13 protein-coding genes are annotated in these 19613 nt (G+C 66.5%); 1 reads left to right on the plus strand and 12 read right to left on the minus strand.

Annotation, left to right across the window (positions count from 1 at the left end; translation table 11 throughout):
• Positions 1–58 precede the first annotated feature (58 nt).
• The 10 genes from A9973_RS10675 to A9973_RS10720 form a co-directional block, all read right to left on the minus strand.
• A complete protein-coding gene (locus A9973_RS10675) occupies positions 59–2014 on the minus strand; it encodes a DUF945 family protein (protein WP_183013721.1) in 1956 nt (651 codons plus the stop codon).
• Positions 2015–2248: 234 nt separating this feature from the next.
• Positions 2249–3724 (minus strand): M81 family metallopeptidase, encoded by a 1476-nt coding sequence (locus A9973_RS10680; protein WP_183013722.1) that lies wholly within the window; start codon positions 3722–3724, stop codon positions 2249–2251.
• A gap of 28 nt (positions 3725–3752) precedes the next feature.
• Positions 3753–5162 carry an amidase gene (locus A9973_RS10685; RefSeq protein ID WP_183013723.1) on the minus strand — a complete coding sequence of 470 codons (1410 nt, stop codon included), beginning with the start codon at positions 5160–5162 and terminating at the stop codon, positions 3753–3755.
• Between the two features lie 36 nt (positions 5163–5198).
• The gene (locus A9973_RS10690) at positions 5199–6890 is read right to left on the minus strand and encodes an ABC transporter ATP-binding protein (protein WP_183013724.1); all 1692 of its coding nucleotides are present in this window, start codon (positions 6888–6890) and stop codon (positions 5199–5201) included.
• A gap of 5 nt (positions 6891–6895) precedes the next feature.
• The gene (locus A9973_RS10695) at positions 6896–7801 is read right to left on the minus strand and encodes an ABC transporter permease (protein ID WP_183013725.1); all 906 of its coding nucleotides are present in this window, start codon (positions 7799–7801) and stop codon (positions 6896–6898) included.
• Positions 7802–7810: 9 nt separating this feature from the next.
• On the minus strand, positions 7811–8752 hold the full coding sequence (locus A9973_RS10700; RefSeq protein ID WP_183013726.1) for an ABC transporter permease: 942 nt from the start codon (positions 8750–8752) through the stop codon (positions 7811–7813).
• Positions 8753–8778: 26 nt separating this feature from the next.
• A complete protein-coding gene (locus A9973_RS10705; protein ID WP_183013727.1) occupies positions 8779–10344 on the minus strand; it encodes an ABC transporter substrate-binding protein in 1566 nt (521 codons plus the stop codon).
• An 81-nt stretch (positions 10345–10425) separates the two neighbouring features.
• Positions 10426–11934: a M81 family metallopeptidase gene (locus A9973_RS10710; RefSeq protein ID WP_183013728.1), complete on the minus strand. Its 1509-nt coding sequence runs from the start codon at positions 11932–11934 to the stop codon at positions 10426–10428.
• Between the two features lie 228 nt (positions 11935–12162).
• Entirely contained in the window at positions 12163–13656 is a 1494-nt protein-coding gene (locus A9973_RS10715) for a CoA-acylating methylmalonate-semialdehyde dehydrogenase (protein ID WP_183013729.1), read from the minus strand.
• A 116-nt stretch (positions 13657–13772) separates the two neighbouring features.
• On the minus strand, positions 13773–15098 hold the full coding sequence (locus tag A9973_RS10720) for an aspartate aminotransferase family protein (protein ID WP_183013730.1): 1326 nt from the start codon (positions 15096–15098) through the stop codon (positions 13773–13775).
• A 161-nt stretch (positions 15099–15259) separates the two neighbouring features.
• On the opposite strand from A9973_RS10720, the gene A9973_RS10725 reads away from it, so the two are divergent.
• Positions 15260–16678, plus strand: coding sequence for a PLP-dependent aminotransferase family protein (locus A9973_RS10725; RefSeq protein ID WP_183013731.1), 1419 nt, complete (start codon positions 15260–15262; stop codon positions 16676–16678).
• 18 nt (positions 16679–16696) lie between these two features.
• On the opposite strand, the gene A9973_RS10730 is transcribed toward A9973_RS10725, so the two are convergent.
• The gene (locus tag A9973_RS10730) at positions 16697–17182 is read right to left on the minus strand and encodes a dihydrofolate reductase (protein ID WP_183013732.1); all 486 of its coding nucleotides are present in this window, start codon (positions 17180–17182) and stop codon (positions 16697–16699) included.
• Between the two features lie 115 nt (positions 17183–17297).
• Positions 17298–19361, minus strand: coding sequence for a bifunctional diguanylate cyclase/phosphodiesterase (locus tag A9973_RS10735; RefSeq protein WP_183013733.1), 2064 nt, complete (start codon positions 19359–19361; stop codon positions 17298–17300).
• Positions 19362–19613 lie beyond the last annotated feature (252 nt).

Here is a 19613-nt window from a genome sequence, read left to right on the forward strand (position 1 = left end):
ATGAAAAAACCCCCATCTTCGCGATGGGGGTTTTTCTTTGGGCCCCGGGCGCGCAGGCTTACTTGGCCGGCGTGCCTTTGCTCAGCGTGCCGAAGTCTTCGGCGATGCTGATGAAGGTGTTCAGCAGGATCTGCAGGTTTTCCTTGCCAATGCCGCCTTCCGCGTTCATGTCCATCTGCAGCACGGCCTGGTTCTTGTCGTCCAGGTAGGCGCGGGTCCAGCGGTATTCCTGGTTCCAGGTGTTGATGGCCTTCAACGCCATCGGCTTCTTGGTCTTGTAGGTGGCGGTCACGACCAGGTCCAGGCACTTCTCGGTGAAGTCGTTGCACAGGAATTCCAGGCGCAGGTCGCTGGCGCCGGTGGTGCCCGTATCCAGCACCAGCACGGGGCCTTCGTCGCCGTCGCTCTTCTTCACGGTGTAACCCATGTCGTCGAGCATGCTGCTGACCGTGTCCAGGTTGAAGTCCTGCAGCAATCCGGAGGCAGTGGTGTCCGTAGCCGGTTCTTCCTGGCCCATGGCGGGCATCGGCTCTTCTTCGGGTTCGTCCGAGGAATCCATGCCGGCTGCGCCCAGCAGGCCGGAGAAGAGCTCGTCGGCCGGGATCTTCTTGCCGTTCAGGTCGCCCATGCCGTCAGCGAAGGTGAACTTGCCGACGATGTTGTCGCCCTCGTTCTTGCCGACGTTGAACATTTCAGCCATGCCGGACATCTGGCGCACGTTCTGTCCGGCTTCCTCGGCGGCCTTGTCGGCGGCCATGCCTTCCTTCTTGACGGCGTATTGCGTCATCAGGTCCTGGACCATCGGCTTGGAGACGATCAGCGTGGCGTCGATGCGCTTGATGGCCTGAACCGCGATTTCTTGCGGCGTCAGGTTCTTGACGTCGGACGGATTGGCCAGGTCCAGCTTGAAGGTCAGCTTGCTTTCGCCCTTGCCGGTCTTCCAGCTGATCGGATCGATGCTGAACGAAGGATTGCCGGCCAGCAGCTTGCCGGCGTTGTCCAGCAACACCTGGATCTGCTCGTCCTTCAGGCCTTCGTCTTCCGTGCTCGCCATGTATTGGCGGACCAGCTGGTTGTACGTGTCCGACAGCTGCTTGACGGCCTGGCCGTCCAGATTGGCCAGCTTGATCACGGCCTGGCCGTTGCCCAGCGCGACGTCGTTCACGATGATGTCGCCGGTCTGGTAGGTGGCCTGCACGTTGATCGACTTGTCGTCTTCCGACAGCTTCACGCCGTAGCCGAAGTTGTCCAGCGACAGCTTGATGTCGTCGCCGGGGCGGGTGACGTCGATGCGCTTGATCTTCAGGTCGGAATCGCCGATCGACACGCCGAACTTGCCCACGTGGCTGTTGGCGTCGATCGTCATGCCGGCGATGGAGACCTTGACGGGGTCGTTGCTCTTCATGCCATCGATCGACAGCGTGTCCATCACGCCATGCGCGGTCACGCCTTGCAGGGCGCGATCGAACTCGCCGGTCACGGTCATGCCGCTGAAATCGACCGTGTTGCCTTCGTGCGTGACCTTGACCGGGGCGATCTTGGACTTGGAGCTGGTGACGCCGCTGTAGCTGATCGTCGCGTCGCTGATCAGGGGCGACACGCCCTTGGTCAGTTCGAACACTTCCTTGAGGTTGTCCGTCTTGGCCATTTCGGCATGGACATAGGCCAGCTTGGGCGCAAGGGCGCCGCTTGCCACGGCGCTCTTGGGGAAGGGGCCGTGTTCCACGACCGCGTCGAATTCGATCATGCCTGAGGGCATGGCTTCCGGGCTCTTGTCGTTCTTGACGAGCGACAGGCCGTAGCGCGCCTGGGTCGAGAACAGGCTGCGTTCGTATTTCAGCTGGTCGATGCGTAGACCGAACAGCGGCGTCAGCTTGGCCAGTTTTTCATTGGCTTCGGCCAGATGGCGCTGCGAGCTTTCTTCGATGCGCTTGCCGGTGTACCACGTGGCGCCTACCCAGCTTCCCGCTCCCACTAAGACCACGCCGAGGGTGATCGCTACGCTCTTTTTCATCGTTCTGCTTTTTTCGTTGATTATCGAGTCATATCCGGCAGGCGAGGCACTTATCGCCATCGCGCCCTGGCGGCCCAGGGGCTGCTGCCGGCATACACGTATTCATCGGCCTGTAAGGGCCCGCGGCGAGTATACCGAGGCGGGGAGTCACCTGACCGTGCGCGCAGTTACCGAAGATTTCAAAATGAAAGGCCGACGCACAGGCGCCGGCCTTTTTGTCGACAATCTGGCCGCTTACAGCGGATCCAGCGGGTAGATCGGACGGCGCACGTGCTTGAAATCCAGCTGGCCGTAGTCGGACGTGGTGACGCCTACGCCCGTGCATTCGATCACCTCGGTCGCCATGTCCGAGAAGCCCGCGCGCCAGTGCACGCGGCTTTTCAGCACCACATAGCGCTTTTGCAGCGGATCGATGCCCGCCGACAGCAGGCAATTGATGTCGAAGGGTTCTTGGTGGCGAGAGACCACCACGATATCGACGCGGCCCGTGTCGATGACGACGGTCAGCCCGGTGTCGTTGCGTACGCCCCGGTACATGGGGCCCCGGTTCAGGTAGACGCCGTCGAACACCAGTTTGACGCGGCCGGTGACTTCCAGTGGTTCGCTGGCTTCTTTGATGGCGGGCATGGGCAGCTTGCCGCCCAGTTTCAGCGTGATCGTGTTGCCGACACCGGCGGCCGCGGCCTCGTTGGCGGCTTGCGGGTCGCAGATGGCGTAGAAGACGACGTTGTCCAGTTCCTGGCGCAGCACCTCGGCCAGCACGGCGGTGGTGTCCATGGTGCCGCCGGAACCGGTGTTGTCGAAGTGGTCCAGCAAAACGACGGGGCCTTGTTCGATCGCTTTCGCGCGCGCGATGGTGGGCGCCAGCGGTTCGGGGTGGAAGACCCAGTCCGCGCGGCCGGACCAGGCGCGTTCCAGCAGTTCGTCGCGGTACTGGCGCGCTTCTTCCGGCTTGCCGTCTGTACAGACGACCGCGCTCAGTCCGGCTTCTCGGATGTCGGCATGCGGGAAGCCGACGAACACGGACGCCGCCAGCACGCCATTGGCCTCCAGTTCCTTGCAGCGTTCCTGCAGGGGCTTGTTCGGCGCGGCATGCGTGCCCTGGCACATGATGTGCGGCAGCATCGGCTTGTTGGCCCAGCTCATGACGGGGTTGATCTCGCCTTTGAGCGTGCGCACGATCACGTTGGCGGCGCGCACGCCGGCCTCGCGGATGTCCACGTGCGGATAGGTGTGGAAACCGCTGATGACGGTGGCGTTGTCGACGATGTCGTCGTAGATGTTCGCGTGCATGTCCAGCGTGACGGCGACCGGCGTCTTGGGATCGATCTCGCGCAGGCGGCGCAGCAGGTCACCCTCGGCGTCTTCCACGCCCTCGGCGACCATGGCGCCGTGCAGGTCCAGCAGGATGGCGTCGAAGCCGCCCAGCTTGACCTGGTCCAGGACCAGCTTGCACAGCCGTTCATGCGTTTCGGCGCTGGCGGGGCCGCTGGGCCAGGACTCGGCCGCCACGGGCACGACGATCTCGGCGCCTTCGCGGCGGGCGACTTCGATATAGCCGCCCAATCCGCTATCGGTGTTCTCGTAGGCCTGGATGGCGCGGTCGCCAGCCAGGATCTCGGGATTGCCGCGGAAAAAGCGTTCAAGCGGGGTCGGCACGGGCGAATAGGTATTCGTCTCGTGCTTGATCATTGCCAAAAGCCAACGCATGGGAATTCCTGTGGGTTGCTGTGGAAAGTCAGTTTGCCTGGGGCGGCTGGGGCCACGGATGCTGCGCGGGGCGCATCTGCTCCCAGGCGCGCGCCACGCGCAGCACGCCCAGGTCGTCGAAGCGCGCGCCGGCGATCTGCAGCCCGATGGGCAGGCCGGCCCGCGTATAGCCGCAGTTGACGGACGCGGCCGGCTGTTCGCTCATGTTGAAGGGCAGCGTGAAGCCGATGTGGTGCATGGTGGTGGCGACTTCATTGGTGGGCGACGGCCATTCGGCGTTGTAGGCCACCACGGGCGCGACGGGCGACAGCACGTAGTCGAACGGGGCGCAGGCCGCGACGGTCTTGGCGCGCACGTTCAGCGTTTCGTAGTAGCTACGGAAGACGGCTTCACCGGACTGCCTGCCGCCGCTTTCCGCCCAGGTGCGGATGAAGGGCAGGATCTTCGCGCGGCGCGCCTCGGGCAGCGCGGCAAGATCGATCGCGGAGCGCGTGCGCCAGAAGCGGTCCACGCCGTCCAGCATGTCGGGCGTCATCCAGGGCAGCATGGGGGTGACGATAGCGCCGGCGGCCTCGAAGGCCTGGGCGGCGGCCTGCACCGCCTCGCGCACCTCGGGGTCCAGCGGCAGGCCGCAGCCGGCGTCCATCAAGAGGCCGATGCGCAGGCCGCGCACGTCTTGCGCCAGGTTCAGCCAGTCGAAGTCCTGGAAAGGAAGGCTCATGTGGTCGCGCGCGTCGGGTTGCGACAGCACGCCCATCATCAGTGCCGTGTCCGTGATGGTGCGCGTCATCGGGCCGGCGCAGCGGCCCATGAACGGCGGGTCGATGGGGATGCGGCCCAGGCTGGGCTTCAGCGTGGCGATGCCGCACCAGGCGGCCGGCAGTCGGACCGAGCCGCCGATGTCGGTGCCGATGTGCAGCGGGCCGTAGCCGGCGGCGGCGGCAGCGCCCGCGCCGGCGCTGGAGCCGCCGGGGTTCTTGGACAGGTCCCACGGGTTGCGCGTCAGTTCGTGGAAGCTCGACAGCCCCGAGGACAGCATGCCGTAGTCGGGCATGGTGGTCTTGCCCAGCAGCACGGCGCCGGCTTCGCGCATGCGGGCCGCGGGCGGCGCGTCGGCGGCGGCCGGGGTCAGGTCGGTGGCGGCGGTGCCCAGCGGAATGGGCGTGCCGCGGGTGGCGATGTTCTCTTTGATGGTGGCGGGCACGCCATCCAGCGTATAGCCGCCCGAGGACTGCGGTTCGCCCTTCATCCAGCGGGCTTCGGAGGCCCGGGCCATCGCCAGCGCGCCTTCCGGATCCAGCGCGTAGGTGGCTTTCAGGTGCGGTTCCCAGCGTTCGATGTGTTCCAGCACGGAGCGCGTGGCTTCAACGGGCGACAGCGACTTGTTGCGGTAGGCGTGCAGCAGTTCCTGGGCAGACAATTCATGCGGTTGTGGCATCTCGGTTCCAGTGTGCGGAGGAAGGCATTCAGGGCATCAAGGCGCGGGCGCGTGCGCCAGCGTGGCCGCGACGGGCCGGAAATTTCGGAAGTCCCAGTCGCGTCCGGGCGCCGCGTCGATCAGGGCGCGGGTGTATTCGTGGCGCGGTTCGGTCAGCACGGTTTCGGCGGAGCCGGTTTCGACGACCTTGCCGCGCTGCATGACCATGATGGTGTCGCAGATCTGCGCGGCCACGCGCAAGTCGTGCGTGATGAACAGCACGCCGACGCCGGTGCGCTGGCGCACCTGCTCCAGCAGTTCCAGCACCTGTGCCTGCACCGACACGTCCAAGGCCGACACGGCTTCGTCGGCCACCAGGATTTCGGGGTCCATGACCAGCGCGCGCGCGATGCAGATGCGTTGGCGCTGGCCGCCCGAGAACTGGTGCGGATAGCGCCGCATGGCGTCCGGGCTCAGACCGACGACGGTCAGGGTTTCGCCCGCGCGCTTCAATGCCTGGTCGCGCGGCATGCCGAAATTGAGCAGGCCTTCGATGATGGATTCGCCCACCGTGCGGCGCGGGTTGAGCGAACGGTAGGGGTCCTGGAACACGATCTGGATGCGGCGGCGGACCGGGCGCAATGCGGAACCGGATAGCGTGCTCAGGTCTTCGCCGCCCATCATCATGTGGCCGGCGGTGGGTTCGATCAGGCGCACGATGCAGCGCGCCACCGTGGATTTGCCCGAGCCGGACTCGCCCACGATGCCCAGGATCTCGCCTTTGCGCAGCGTCAGGTTCACATCGGTGGCGGCGATGACCTTCTGCGCCGTCTTGCGGGAAAACAGCGAGTTCTTGCCGGCGTAGGTACGGCCCAGCCCCTTGACGTGCAGCACGGGCTGGCCGTCGGGCGCATCACGGCGGGTCGGCACCAGGCTGGGCACGGACGACACCAGGCGCCGGGTGTAGGACTGCTTGGGTTCGGCCAGGATCTCGTTGCGGGTGCCGCTTTCGATCAGGTCGCCGCGGTTCATCACCACGATGCGGTCCGCGATCTCGGCGACCACGCCGAAGTCGTGCGTGATGAACAGCACGGCGGTCTGGTGCTTGACCTGCAGTTCCTTGATCAACGCCAGGATCTGCTTTTGCGTCGTCACGTCCAGCGCGGTCGTGGGCTCGTCGGCGATCAGCAGCTTGGGTTCCAGGATCAGCGCCATCGCGATCACGATGCGTTGGCGCTGGCCGCCGGACAACTGGTGCGGATAGGCGTCGAAGATGCGTTCGACGTCGGGCAGGTGGACCGAGCGGAACATGTCCAGCACCTTGGCGCGGCGTTCCGCCGCGCTCATGCGCTTGCGGTGCAGGCGCAGCACTTCGTCGACCTGCTTGCCCACCGTGTGCACGGGATTCAGCGCGGTCATGGGTTCCTGGAACACCATGGCCATGCGGGTGGCGCGCATCTCGCGCAGCCGGCGTTGCGAGGCCGTGGCGACGTCTTCGCCTTCGACGCGGACGGAACCCGCGCTGATGGACAGGATGCCCGGCGGCAGCAGGCCCATCACGGCCAGCGACGTGACGGACTTGCCCGAACCGGACTCGCCGACGACGCATACCGTTTCGCCGGCATGCACGTCCAGGCTCAGGTTGCGCACGACGCGGTTGCCCGCGCCGCCGACTTCCACGGACAGGTTGCGGATGGCCAGGATGGCGGACGAGGTGTCGCCCGCGGGAGGGGTAGGGGAATAAGTCATGGGCATCAGATCCTGCGCACCATTTTCGGGTCCAGCGCATCGCGCAGGGCGTCGCCCAGGATGTTCACGCTGAGCACCGTCAGCGACAGGAACAGGCCGGGAAAGAGGATCAGGCCGGGCAGCATGCGGAAGTACATGCGGCCTTCGGACATGATGTTGCCCCAGGACGCGATCTCGGGCGGGATGCCCGCGCCCAGGAAGCTCAGGATGGCCTCGGTCAGCATTGCGGACGCGAACACGTAAGTGCCCTGAACGGTCAGCGGCGCGATGGTGCTGGGCACCATGTGGCGCCACAGCAGCAGCGGCAGCGGCGTGCCGAGCGCCAGGGCGGCCTCGACGTAGGGTTCGCCGCGCACCGTCAGGATCTGGCCGCGCACCAGCCGCACCACTCGCGGGATTTCGGGGATGGTGATGGCGACCAGCACGGTCGTGATGCTGGCGCCGGTGACCGAGACCAGGGCGATCGCCAGCAGGATGCCGGGAATCGCCATGATGGCGTCCATCGTGCGCATGATCAGGCCGTCCAGCGACCGGAACCACCCGGCGATCACGCCGATGACCAGTCCGAGGACGACGCTGACGACCGCGGCGCCCAGGCCCGCGATCAGCGAGATGCGGGCGCCGTAGGCCACGCGCGACCAGACGTCGCGACCGAAGGCGTCGGTGCCGAACAGATAGTCGGTGAAGGGCTGCTTGAGCCGCGCGCCGGGGTCGATGAAGGTGGGGTCCACCGTGCCCAGCAGCGGCGCGAATAGCGCGATGGCGATGATGGCGACCAGCACCACCAGCGCCAGCATGACGGGCCAGCTCTTCAAGCCCTGGCGGATCTGCCGCCAGGCGGTGACTTGAGGGTTGCCGCCTCCGGGAAGGTCGGCTGCCGCTTGCGCGGCGGCGTCGGTTGGCGTTTGCATCGGGCGGCCTCAGTATCGGATACGCGGGTCGAACACCGTGTAGGCGCAATCGACGACGAGATTGATGAACACGTAGACGAACGCGAAGAACAGCGTCAGCCCCTGGATGACTGGGTAATCGCGCGCCAGCACGGCTTCCACCACCAGCCGGCCCAGGCCGGGGATGTTGAACACCGATTCGGTCACGACCACGCCGCTGATCAGAAGCGCGATGCCCAGGCCCACCACCGTGGCGATGGGCACGGCGGCATTGCGCAGCGCATGGCCGAGCAGCACGCCGGTTTCGCCCAGGCCCTTGGATCGGGCCGTGCGGATGAAGTCTTCACCCATGACTTCGATGACGCTGGTGCGCGTGATGCGCGCGATCAGCGCCACGTAGACCGTGGACAAGGCCAGCGACGGCAGGATGAGCCGGTGCAGGTAGGGCCAGAAGCCCTTGTCCAGCGGCGTGTAGCCCTGCACGTTGAACCAGCCCAGCTTGATGGCGAACAGCCAGATCAGCAGATAGCCCGTGACGAACACCGGCACTGAAAAGCCCAGCACCGAAAAGCCCATCACGGCGCGGTCCAGCAGCTTGCCTTGCCGCCATGCCGCCAGGATGCCCAGCGGAATGGCCACGACGAGCGTGAACAGCAAGGTCAGCACCGCCAGGCTCATGGAGGGCTCAAGGCGTTGCGCGATCAGTTTGGTGACCGGCACGCCGGACATGAGCGAGGTGCCCAGATCGCCTTGCAGGAGCTTGCCGCCCCAGATGAAGAACTGTTTGATGACCGGTTGGTCCAGGCCCATCGTCTGGCGTATCTGGACGATACGTTCAGGCGTGGCGCCGTCGCCGGCCATGATGATGGCCGGATCTCCCGGGCTGAAGCGCAATATCGCGAAGACCACCACCGCGACCATCACCAGAACGGGGATGGTCGCGAGGAGCCGGCGTGAGACGAATGCCAGCATGTATTTCCCCCTGAACTACTCGCCCTTTAAGGGGCTTTTTTGACGTTCCAGAACGCAAAGACCGGTGCGTGCACCAGGCCGGAAAGCTTGGTCGAGTAGACGGTGGGCACGGACATCTGGCCCAGCGGCACGTACAGGCCTTCGTCGATGCCGATGCGCTGCAATTCGTCGGCGATCTTCTTTTGCTCGGCGGGGTCGGAAGTCAGCGCGAACTTCGTGCGCAGTTCTTCCACTTGCGGCATGTCGGGCCAGCCGAACCAGGCGTTGTCGCCGTTGGCGGCGGCGGGCGCGGAGCGGACCGGATCCATCACGTCGGTGGCGTACCAGTTGGTGTTGTGGATGTTCCAGCCCCCTTCAGCGGGCGCGGCCTTGGAGGCGCGGCGGGTCGCCACGCTTTGCCAGTCCATCGCGGCCAGGTTGACGTTAAAGCCGGCCTTGCGCAGCGCCTGGGCCATCACCACCGGCTGGGCGGACAGCGTGCCCACGTCGGTCGCGTGCATGACGAGGATGGGCGTGTTGTCGTAGCCGGCTTCCTTCAGCAGCGCCTTTGCCTTTTCGAGGTTCGACGGGACGACCACGTCCTTGCCGATATCGGATTCGAACGGCGTGCCGCAACCCCACAGCGAGGCGCAGGTCTTCCAGTACTTCGGATTGCCGACCAGCGCCTTCATCACGTCTTCCTGGCCGATCGCGTACATCGCGGCCTGGCGGATCTTCTTGTTGTTGAAGGGCGGGTACTTGAAGTTGAAGCGGTACATCGTGAAGTAGCCGACCGGGCTAAGCGATTCTTCCTTCAAGTCCTTGTTGCCTTCGATCATCGGCAGCAGGTCGTACGGGAACTGTTCGACGAAATCGATCTCGCCGCCCAACAGCGCGTTGGCGGTGGTCAAGGCGTCGGGCATGACGTCCCATTCGACCTTGTCCACGTTCACGACCTTGCCGCCGGCCAGCCCGCTTGCGGGTTCCTTGCGCGGCACGTAGTCGGTGTTCTTGGCGTAGACGGTCTTCACGCCCGGCTTGAATTCGATGACCTTGAACGGACCCGAACCGGTCATGTCGGTGATGGGCTGGCCGATGGCTTGTTCGGCGATGCGCTTGGGCATCATGAACGGCGCGGTGCCGGTGGGCTTGGACAGGGCGCGCAGCGCCAGGTCCGTGGGTTCCTTCATGACGATGCGGAAGCTGTTGTCGTCGATCACCTCGATCTTGTCGGTGAACTTCAAGAGGGTGCGGCCCATGCCGTCGCCGGCGGCCCAGCGCTTGATCGACGCGACGCAGTCTTCCGAGGTCACGGGTTTGCCGTCATGCCATTTCTGGCCCGCGCGCAACGTCATCGTGTAGGTCTTGCCGTCGGGCGAGACTTCCCACTTTTCCAGCATCTGGGGCTGGATCTTGTTGTCGGCGTCGGTAGCCAGCAAGGTGTCGTAGATCATGTAGCCGTGCCACGTCGTGATGTACGCAGTGGTGGCGTGCGGATCGGTCAACCGCAGAGGCGAGTGCATGACGGACTTGATGACGGTTTCGGCGTAAGCGCCGTGGGCCATCGTCAGCGTTGCACCGGCCAGCGCGGCCGCTCGGACAAACTTGAGCATGGAGAATCCCCTTGAAGCGTAGTGAGCGGCACTGTCGGCCGCTACGTCGTTAACGCGCCGCGCGGCGGCGGCGTGCGAGGGTCAGGCTGTCGCGGCCCGGCCGGAAAACACCGGTCCGCAAGGCGCCATTCTGATACCGGGGCGCAACCGTGTCCATGGTTGTTTTGCCGCATCCATCAGCATGGAGCCCGGTGCCGCGCAAACCAGAATCGTCTGGGAGATGGATGTGAAATCCGCGCGGAAGTGCGCGGAACTCTTCACCACCAGAATCGCGGCCCGCGTGGGCTCGACCCCTGCGAACCGGAACATCTCCTGGTCGGCCATCTGCACCTTGTTCGTGGCGACGATGATGCGCACGCCGCCAATGCGCAGGCAGGCGCTGGGGCCCAGGTCCATGTGGAAGCCGCGATAGAACGCGCCATGGGTATCGAAGCGCCCGTCCGAAGTTTTCTCGACAATGAATTCGCTGTCCAGCGGTTCGTCGTCGGGAATACCCGAGTGTCCACCCAATGCAATCCGGACCTTATTGCCGACACCCGCGCGGTGCGCGGCCAGGGCCGCGGCGGGATCCACGATCAGACCGATGGACGCGTCACGCGCGTCGTGGCGGATCAGCGCGCGCAGCACGCCGGTGGTGTCGGAGCTGCCGCCCGCGCCGGGGTTGTCTTGCGCGTCGGCGATGACGATGGGCTTGCGGGCATCCTGCGAGAGCCGCATGGCTTCCTGCACGGCTTCGTCGGGGGTGTAGAGCCTGCCGCCGAAGTCGCGCTCGGCATTCAGCACGGCGCGCGCCATTTCCGCGGCGGCGGCATCGGCGTCCGCCTGCGTCGTGCCATAGGCCCACACGGTGGGCGCGCATTCCGGAAAGTCCGCGGCGGGGAAGCCCGTGGCGAACGACAGGCTGGTCACGCCGCGGGATTCGATCTCGCCCACCTGTTCGTACAGGCTGCGCGAAGGTTCGATATCGGTGGACTGCCAGCACAGCGAGATCAGATAGGGCAGGGCGCGCAGCGACGCATAGGGCCGCGGCACGCCAGCCAGCCGCAGCGACAGCAGCGCTCCGGCGCGTTGCCCGGTCTCGGCCATGTCGATGTGGGGGTAGGTGCGGTAGCAGACCAGCGCGTCGGCGTGGCGCACCATGGCGCGGGTGACATTCGCGTGCAGGTCCAGGCTGGCGACGACGGGCACGCCGGGCCCGACGAGTTCCCGCACGCGCCTGAGCAGTTCGCCTTCGCCGTCGTCCAGGTGTTCGGTGACCATGGCGCCGTGCAGGTCCAGGTAGACGCCGTCCAACGGCATTGCCTCGGACAGGCCTTGCAGGATCAGGGCGCTGATGCGTTCGAACGCGTCCTTGGTGACGAGTCCTGACGGGCTGGCCGCGGCCCATGTGGTGGGTACGAGCGTGTGATGCGCCATGGCTTCGATGAAGCCCGCCACGGGGATGTTCGCGCCCGCCACGGCCGCGAACATCGCGGGCCCGCTGACAAGGCGTGGCCAGCCTCCGCCTTTTTCGGCGAAGTCTTCCCAGGTGGCGCGCGAGGGCGCGAACGTATTGGTCTCGTGCTGAAAACCGCCAATCCCGATGCGCATCTGGCATCCCCTTGTCGTCTTGGTGTTCGGAAGGCGCGGGGACGACACCGCGCCTGGTTCAGTACTCCCCTGGCGCCGGCGCACACCCCGCGATCCACGGATCGGGCGCAGCGCCGCAATCTGGCAAAACCTTCCCGAGCGGGGCCGCGCGGATCCGGCTCTGCCGGTCCGCAGCGGCGCCCCCTCGAGGGGAAAGCGCGCAGCGCTTCGGGGGTGGGCTCACTGGGCTCACTTTGCCACAGGCATGGTGAATTCGGCGCCCTTGGCGATGCTGTCGGGCCAGCGCTGCATCACGCTCTTGTAGCGGGAATAGAAGCGGATGCCTTCTTCGCCGTAGGCATGGTGGTCGCCGAACAGCGAACGCTTCCAGCCGCCGAACGAATGCCAGGCCATGGGCACGGGAATCGGCACGTTGATGCCGACCATGCCCACCTTGATCTGGCGGGCGAAGGCGCGCGCGACACCGCCGTCGGACGTGAAGCACGCGACCCCGTTGCCGAATTCATGCGCGTTGATCAGGTCGACCGCGCTGGCGAAGTCGGGCACGCGCACGACGCACAGCACGGGGCCGAAGATCTCTTCGCGGTAGATGTTCATGGCGGGCTTGACGTGGTCGAACAGCGTGCCGCCCAGGAAGAAGCCGCGCTCATTGCCGGGCACGGTCAGGCCACGGCCGTCCACGACCATGTCGGCGCCTGAGGCGATGCCGTCTTCGATGTAGCTCATGACCTTGGCGCGATGCTGCGCCGTCACCAGCGGGCCCATTTCGGCGTCCGGCTGCATGCCGTCCTTGACGATCAGCGCCTTCACGCGGGGGATCAGGCGTTCGACGACCTTGTCGGCCACGTCGCCGACCACCACGGCCACCGAAATCGCCATGCAGCGCTCGCCGGCCGAGCCATACGCCGCGCCCATCAGCGCGTCGGTGACCTGGTCGAGGTCGGCGTCGGGCATCACCACCAGATGGTTCTTGGCGCCGCCCAGGGCCTGCACGCGCTTGCCGCGCTTGGTGCCTTCAGAATAGATATATTCAGCGATGGGCGTCGACCCCACGAACGACAGCGCTTCGACGTCGGGATGCGCGATCAGCGCGTCCACGGCCTGCTTGTCGCCATGCACCACGTTGAAGACGCCGCCGGGCAGGCCGGCTTCCGTCAGCAATTCGGCCAGGCGCAGCGAGGCCGACGGATCGCGTTCGGACGGCTTGAGCACGAAGGTGTTACCGCAGGCGATGGCCACCGGGAACATCCAGCACGGCACCATCATCGGGAAGTTGAACGGCGTGACGCCGGCGACCACGCCCAGGGGCTGGCGCATGCTCCAGTTGTCGATGCCGCCGCCGATCTGGTCGGAGTACTGGCCCTTGAGCAGTTGCGGGATGCCGCAAGCGAATTCGACGATCTCGATGCCGCGCATGACCTCGCCCTTGGCATCGGAGAAGACCTTGCCGTGTTCGCGGGTGATCAGTTCGGCCAGTTCGTCCTGGTGCTTGTCCAGCAGCGCCTTGAAGTTGAACAGGATGCGGGCGCGCTTGAGCGCGGGGGTCTCGGACCAGGCGGGGAACGCTGCCTTGGCGGCGGCGACGGCGATGGCGACGTCGTCGTTGGAAGCCAGCGGCACCGACGCGCAGATCTCGCCGGTGGCGGGATTGAAGCCGTCGGCGTAGCGGCTGCTGCGGCCTTCGTAGTGCTGGCCGTTGATGAAATGGGAGATCTTCTTCATTGTGTGGAAGCTCGAAAAGCGGGATTCTTCAAAAACGTCCGAGGGCGGCCATCGGCCGCCCGCGAAGCTGTGTCAATGCGCGCGGCGGTGCCGCGGCAGGGGGGGCGCGATGCCGCTCAAGCGACCTCTTTCAGGACCTTGCCGATCTGGTCGAAGATCTGGCCGATCTGGGCCTCTTCGATGATCAGCGGCGGCGAGACGGCGATGATGTCGCCGGTGTAGCGCACCATCAGGCCGCTGTCGAAGCACTTCTGGAAGACCTCGCTGGCGCGGGCGCCCGGTGCTCCGGCGCGCGACGACAGTTCGATGCCCGCCACCAGGCCCAGGTTGCGCACGTCGATGACGTGCGGCGCGCCCTTCAGGCCGTGCACGGCTTCCTGGAATGCGCCGGACAGTTTACGGGCGCGGGCGAACAGGTCTTCGCGGCGGTAGATGTCCAGCGTCGCCAGGATGGCGGCGGCGGCCAGCGGGTGCGCCGAATAGGTGTAGCCGTGGAAGAACTCGATGCCGCCCGCCGGGCCGTTGACGATGGCGTCGTGGACTTCGCGCTTGACCGCGACCGCGCCGGCCGGCACCGCGGCGTTGCTGACGCCCTTGGCCATGGCGATGATGTCCGGCGTCACGCCGAAGAATTCGGAGGCGGTGGCGGCGCCCAGGCGGCCGTAGGCGGTGATGACTTCGTCGAAAATCAGCAGGATGCCGTGCTTGGACGTGATCTCGCGCAGCTTTTCAAGATAGCCCTTGGGCGGGATCAGCACGCCCGTGGACCCGGCCATCGGTTCGACGATGACGGCGGCGATGGTCGAGGCGTCGTGCAGCGCGACGATGCGTTCCAGTTCGTCGGCCAGGTTGGCGCCCCAGGCGGGCTGGCCCTTGGAGTAGGCGTTCTGCTCCAGGTTGTGGGTATGCGGCAGGTGGTCCACGGCGGGCAGCAGCGCGCCGGAGAAGGTCTTGCGGTTGGTCGAGATGCCGCCCACCGAGATGCCACCGAAGCCCACGCCGTGATAGCCACGTTCGCGGCCGATCAGGCGGGTGCGCTGGCCTTCGCCGCGGGCGCGGTGGTAGGCCAGGGCGATTTTCAGGGATGTATCGACGGACTCGGAGCCGGAGTTCGTGAAGAAGACGCGGTCCAGGCCCTGGGGCATGAAGCTGGCGACGGCCGTGGCGGCCTCGAAGGCCAGCGGGTGGCCCAGCTGGAAGCCGGGCGCGTAATCCATGATGCCGGCCTGGCGGGAAATCGCGTCGACGATTTCCTGGCGGCCGTGGCCGGCGTTGACGCACCACAGGCCGGCGGTGCCGTCCAGGATCTGGCGGCCGTCGGCCGAGGTGTAGTACATGCCTTTGGCCGATGCCAGCATGCGCGGGTGTGCCTTGAACTGCTTGTTGGCAGTGAAGGGCATCCAGAGATGGGACAGGTCGGGCAACTCGGCGGGGGCGTTCATGGCGGCTCCAGGGGATGGACAACCGGCGGGCCTGCACGGAAAGGGCGCAGCCGCCGGGATTCGAATGATTCTGGTACGTCCCGCGGGGAATGAAAATATACGATCTGCGCAAATGCCGCTAACTGTATAGTTGCAGGTGGTCTAACTGTACAGTTTTCTCCGTGATCGATTTCCAGCCCAACCGCGCCCGCGGACTTGCGCCGACCCTTGTCGAACAGCTGGTCGCGGCCATTCTGCGCGCCATCGAAGTGCAGACGCTGCGTCCGGGTATGTCCCTACCCTCAGTGCGCGAGCTTGCGCGCCAGTACGGCATCAGCACGTTCACGGTGGCCAGCGCCTACAGCCGGCTGGTGTCGCAGGGCTGGCTGGCCGCGCGGCCGGGCGCCGGCTACCGGGTGGCCTCGCCCGACGCGCCCGCACGCCAGGGCGAGCCCCTGTCCTGGGAGCCGCCGCGGTTGAACGCCGGCTGGTTGCTGTCGGACATCTTCGCGGACCATTCCATCCCGATCAAATCGGGATGCGGCTGGCTGCCGGGCGAATGGCTGAATGAAGAAGGCATGCACCTGGCGCTGCGACACATGGGGCGGGTGCCGGCGATGCGCGTCGCCAACTACGGGCACCCTTACGGCTATGCGCCGCTCCGCGAGACCATCGCGGCCAGCCTGAGCGCGCAGGGCATGGAGGTGGAAGTCTCGCAGGTGCTGCTGACCCAGGGCGTGTCGCACGGGCTGGACATGGTCAGCCGCACGCTGCTGCGGCCGGGCGACACCGTGGTGGTGGAGCAGCCCGCCTATGCCAACCTGCTGCAGTTGCTGCGCCTTCTTGGCCTGCGCGTCGTGGCGGTGCCGCGCACGGCCGACGGGCTGGACTGCGAGGCCCTGGAGCGCGTCGTGGCCCAGCACCAGCCTCGCGCGCTGTACATCAATACGGCGTTGCAGAATCCGTCGGGCGCCAGCATCGGCATGGCCAATGCGTTCCGCATCCTGCAAGTGGCCGAACGCCATGGGCTGTGGGTGATCGAGGACGACATCTCCCGCGACCTGGCCCCGGGCGTGACGCCGATGCTGGCCGCGCTGGACGGGGCGCGGCGCGTGATCTACCTGGGCGGCTATTCCAAAGTCATCAGCCCGTCGGTGCGGGTGGGCTATGTGGTGGCGCACCGCGACCTGACGCGCGATATCGCGCGCACCAAGATGGCGGTGGGCCTGACATCGCCCGAGATCATGGAGCGCATCGTGCACCAGGTGATCCGCGAGGGGCGCTACCGCGCGCACATCGCACGGACCCGCGAGCGGCTGGCCGCGGCGCATGCCGTCGTCGCCGGCCAGATGCAGCAGCACGGGTTCGAGATCTACGGACGGCCGCAGGGGGGCTTGTTCCTGTGGGCGAAGGTGGCGGGGCAGTGGCGCGAACGCGGCGCCAACGGCCTGGCCGAGCTGGCGCTGAAGGACGGGATCTGGCTGGCGCCAGGTTCCTACTTCGAAGTGGACGAGGCCGATACGCCCTGGGTGCGCTTCAATGTGGCGTACTCCGAAGCGCCCGCGCTGTGGCGCTTCATGCGCAATGCGGGCGCCGCCTGAAGCGGGCGGCGCTGCCGGTCAGGCGCGTTCGTAGGTGACGAAGTCGTAGCCGTAGCCGTTTTCGGCGGGCTGGGCGTCACGCGCGGTTTCCTTCCATTGGAAGGCGGGCAGCAGGGGGAAGAAGGCGTCGCCGTCCACCTGGGCATGGACTTCGGTGGCCAGCACACGCCGCGCCAGCGGCAGCGCCTGCGCGTAGATCTGCGCGCCACCGATCACGAACGCCTGTTCCACATCGCCGCAGGCGGCAATCGCGGCGTCCAGCGTGGTCACGACGGTCGCGCCGGGGGCGACGAAATCCGGATTGCGGCTGATCACGATGTTGGCGCGGCCCGGTAGCGGGCGGCCCAGCGAGTCCCAGGTCTTGCGGCCCATGACGATGGGATGGCCCAGCGTGCTGCGCTTGAAGTGCGCCAGGTCGCCCGGCAACTTCCAGGGCAGGGTGTTGTCGCGTCCGATGACGCGGTTATCGGAATAGGCAACGATCAGGGTAAGGCTGGCGGGCATGCGGGCGGGCAACGGTGGGGTCAGCCGGGAGTCGGCCGATCGGACGGCGTAAGCGTAGCAAATTCCGCTGTGCCGGGTCGGGGGCGCCGAACCGGGGGCGCCTAGCCGGGGGCGCCTAGCCGGCCGCGTGTTCCAGGAATTCCGTCGCGGGCATCGGGCGGCCCAGCAGGAAGCCCTGCAGGGAATCGCAGCCCAGGCCGGTCAGGAACTTCTGCTGAGCCGCCGTCTCGACGCCTTCGGCGACGATCCGCAGGTTCAGCTGCTGCGCCAGCGCGACGATGGCCGAGACGATGGCGGCGTCTTCGTTATCGTTTTCCAGCTGGTTCACGAAGCCCCGGTCGATCTTCAATTCGGTGGCAGGCAGGCGCTTCAGATACAGCAGGCTGGAGTAGCCGGTGCCGAAGTCGTCGATGGAGATGGTCACGCCCAGGCCGGACAGGCGCTTGAGCACGGCCAGACTGGCCTCGGCGTCGCGCATGGCCGTGGATTCGGTCACTTCCAGCGTCAGGCACGCCGGTGGAACGTCGTTTCGCGCGAGCGCGGCGCGCACGGTTTCAACCAGGCTGGCATGGGCGAACTGCAGCGCCGAGATGTTGACGGCGATGGTCCAGTGGCCCTGGCCGGCGTTGATCCATTCCCGCATCTGCCGGCAGGCTTCGTTGATCACCCATTCCCCGATGGACAGGATCAGGCCCGTCTTTTCGGCGATGGGGATGAACTGGTCCGGACCGACCAGGCCGCGTGTCGGATGGTTCCAGCGCACCAGCGCTTCGGCGCCCATGATGGGGCCGGCGGGCGCTTCGTACTTGGGCTGGTAGTGCAGCACGAACTGGTCGCGCTCTTGCGCCAGGCGCAGGTCGTGCAGCAGTTCTATCTGTTCGTGCGCGTCCGCGTTCATGGACGGCTCGAAGAAGCTGTAGCCGGTGCCGCCCAGGCGCTTGGCGTGGTACATCGCGGCGTCGGCGTTGGTCAGCAGGCTGTGGGTGTCTTCGCCGTCGTTGGGGTAGATCGCGATGCCCACACTGGACGTCACCAGCACTTCGTGGCCGTAGACCATGACCGGGCGGGCGATCGCCTCGATCAGCCGGTCCGCCACGTTCGCGGCGTCGGTGGGTTCGATCACTTCGCTCAGGACGATGAACTCGTCGCCGCCCAGGCGCGCCACCGTGTCCTGCGTGCGCAAGGTCTGCCGGATGCGCTGCGCCAGATCGATCAGCAGGGCGTCGCCGGTGTGGTGGCCGTAGGCGTCGTTGACCGCCTTGAACCCGTCCAGGTCGAAGAACAGCACGGCGAAGTAGCCCTTGCGGCGGCTGGCGCTTTCGATGGCCTGCTCCATCCGGTCTTCAAGCAGGATGCGGTTGGGCAATTTGGTCAGCGTATCGTGCAGCGCCAGCTGCACCAGTTCTTCGTTGGCTTCGGCCAGCGACGAGGCCAGTGCCGACGTGCGCGCCTCCAGCCGGTTGTCCAGCACGGCGACGACAAGCGCGATGGCCAGCACGCTGAGCGTCACGGCGGTGACGGCGATGGCCAGCCAACCGGCCGAGATGCCGCCGTCGGCGGCCATGCAGATGCTGCCGGCCGGAAAGCCCGCGGCCTCCATGCCCGAATAGTGCATGCCGACGATGGCGATGCCCATGACGACCGACGCCAGCGGCCGGGACAAGGCCATGCGCGGCCCGTCCTGGCGCAGCCGGTAGGTGATCCACAGCGCGGCGCCGGAGGCGGCCACGGCGATCAGGATGGACAGCGAGAACCATGTGGTGTCGTAGACGATGCCGGGCGCCATGCGCATCGCGGCCATGCCCAGGTAGTGCATCGAGGCGATCCCGGCGCCCATCAGCAGGGCGCCGGCGACGAGTCTCGGCCAGGGCAGTTCGTCCTTGCACACGATCCAGAGGGCGAAGGCCGAGCAGCCGATGGCGATGCCCAGCGACAGGACGGTCAGGGGCAGGTCGTAGCCCATGGGGATGGGCAGGTTGAAGGCCAGCATGCCGACGAAGTGCATGGACCAGATGCCGATGCCCATGGCGAGCGCGCCGCCCGCCAGCCAGTAGCGCGCGGCCGGCAGCCCATGCGAGGCCCGTACGCGATTGGCCATGCCCAACGCCGTATATGACGCCAGGATGGCGACCCCTAGGGATACGAGGACGAGCGAAGGGTTATAAGTTCCAACGAGCATTTGTGGGGTCCTGTCCTGAGCGCTTACTGCGATCGCGCCGGCCTCAAATCAAATCAATTAGTAGTCAACAGTTGCAATTGGGTCGCAAGACAATTCCTGCTGTCGACGCTGGCGATTTACATACTCTCTTATCGGGAAGGGGGATGAGGCGGGCTGCCTGCGGTCGGCGCTGCCGGATGGGCTGCGCGGTCTCGCGGCAAGCGAAACGCGCGGCTCGGCATGGGCCGGTCGGAAGCCCCGGCGCGCAGCGCA

The sequence above is a fragment of the Achromobacter sp. UMC46 genome, from assembly GCF_014170335.1.
In the GTDB taxonomy this organism is placed as follows: Bacteria; Pseudomonadota; Gammaproteobacteria; order Burkholderiales; family Burkholderiaceae_B; genus Achromobacter.

Bases quoted from the DNA above. Each gene is read 5' to 3' on its own strand.
- A9973_RS10685 (WP_183013723.1), bottom strand. From the start codon at position 5,162: ATGCCACAACCGCATGAATTGTCTGCCCAGGAACTGCTGCACGCCTAC.
- A9973_RS10680 (WP_183013722.1), bottom strand. From the start codon at position 3,724: ATGCGTTGGCTTTTGGCAATGATCAAGCACGAGACGAATACCTATTCG.
- A9973_RS10695 (WP_183013725.1), bottom strand. From the start codon at position 7,801: ATGCAAACGCCAACCGACGCCGCCGCGCAAGCGGCAGCCGACCTTCCC.
- A9973_RS10730 (WP_183013732.1), bottom strand. From the start codon at position 17,182: ATGCCCGCCAGCCTTACCCTGATCGTTGCCTATTCCGATAACCGCGTC.
- A9973_RS10710 (WP_183013728.1), bottom strand. From the start codon at position 11,934: ATGCGCATCGGGATTGGCGGTTTTCAGCACGAGACCAATACGTTCGCG.
- A9973_RS10705 (WP_183013727.1), bottom strand. From the start codon at position 10,344: ATGCTCAAGTTTGTCCGAGCGGCCGCGCTGGCCGGTGCAACGCTGACG.
- A9973_RS10700 (WP_183013726.1), bottom strand. From the start codon at position 8,752: ATGCTGGCATTCGTCTCACGCCGGCTCCTCGCGACCATCCCCGTTCTG.
- A9973_RS10675 (WP_183013721.1), bottom strand. From the start codon at position 2,014: ATGAAAAAGAGCGTAGCGATCACCCTCGGCGTGGTCTTAGTGGGAGCG.
- A9973_RS10715 (WP_183013729.1), bottom strand. From the start codon at position 13,656: ATGAAGAAGATCTCCCATTTCATCAACGGCCAGCACTACGAAGGCCGC.
- A9973_RS10720 (WP_183013730.1), bottom strand. From the start codon at position 15,098: ATGAACGCCCCCGCCGAGTTGCCCGACCTGTCCCATCTCTGGATGCCC.
- A9973_RS10735 (WP_183013733.1), bottom strand. From the start codon at position 19,361: ATGCTCGTTGGAACTTATAACCCTTCGCTCGTCCTCGTATCCCTAGGG.
- A9973_RS10690 (WP_183013724.1), bottom strand. From the start codon at position 6,890: ATGACTTATTCCCCTACCCCTCCCGCGGGCGACACCTCGTCCGCCATC.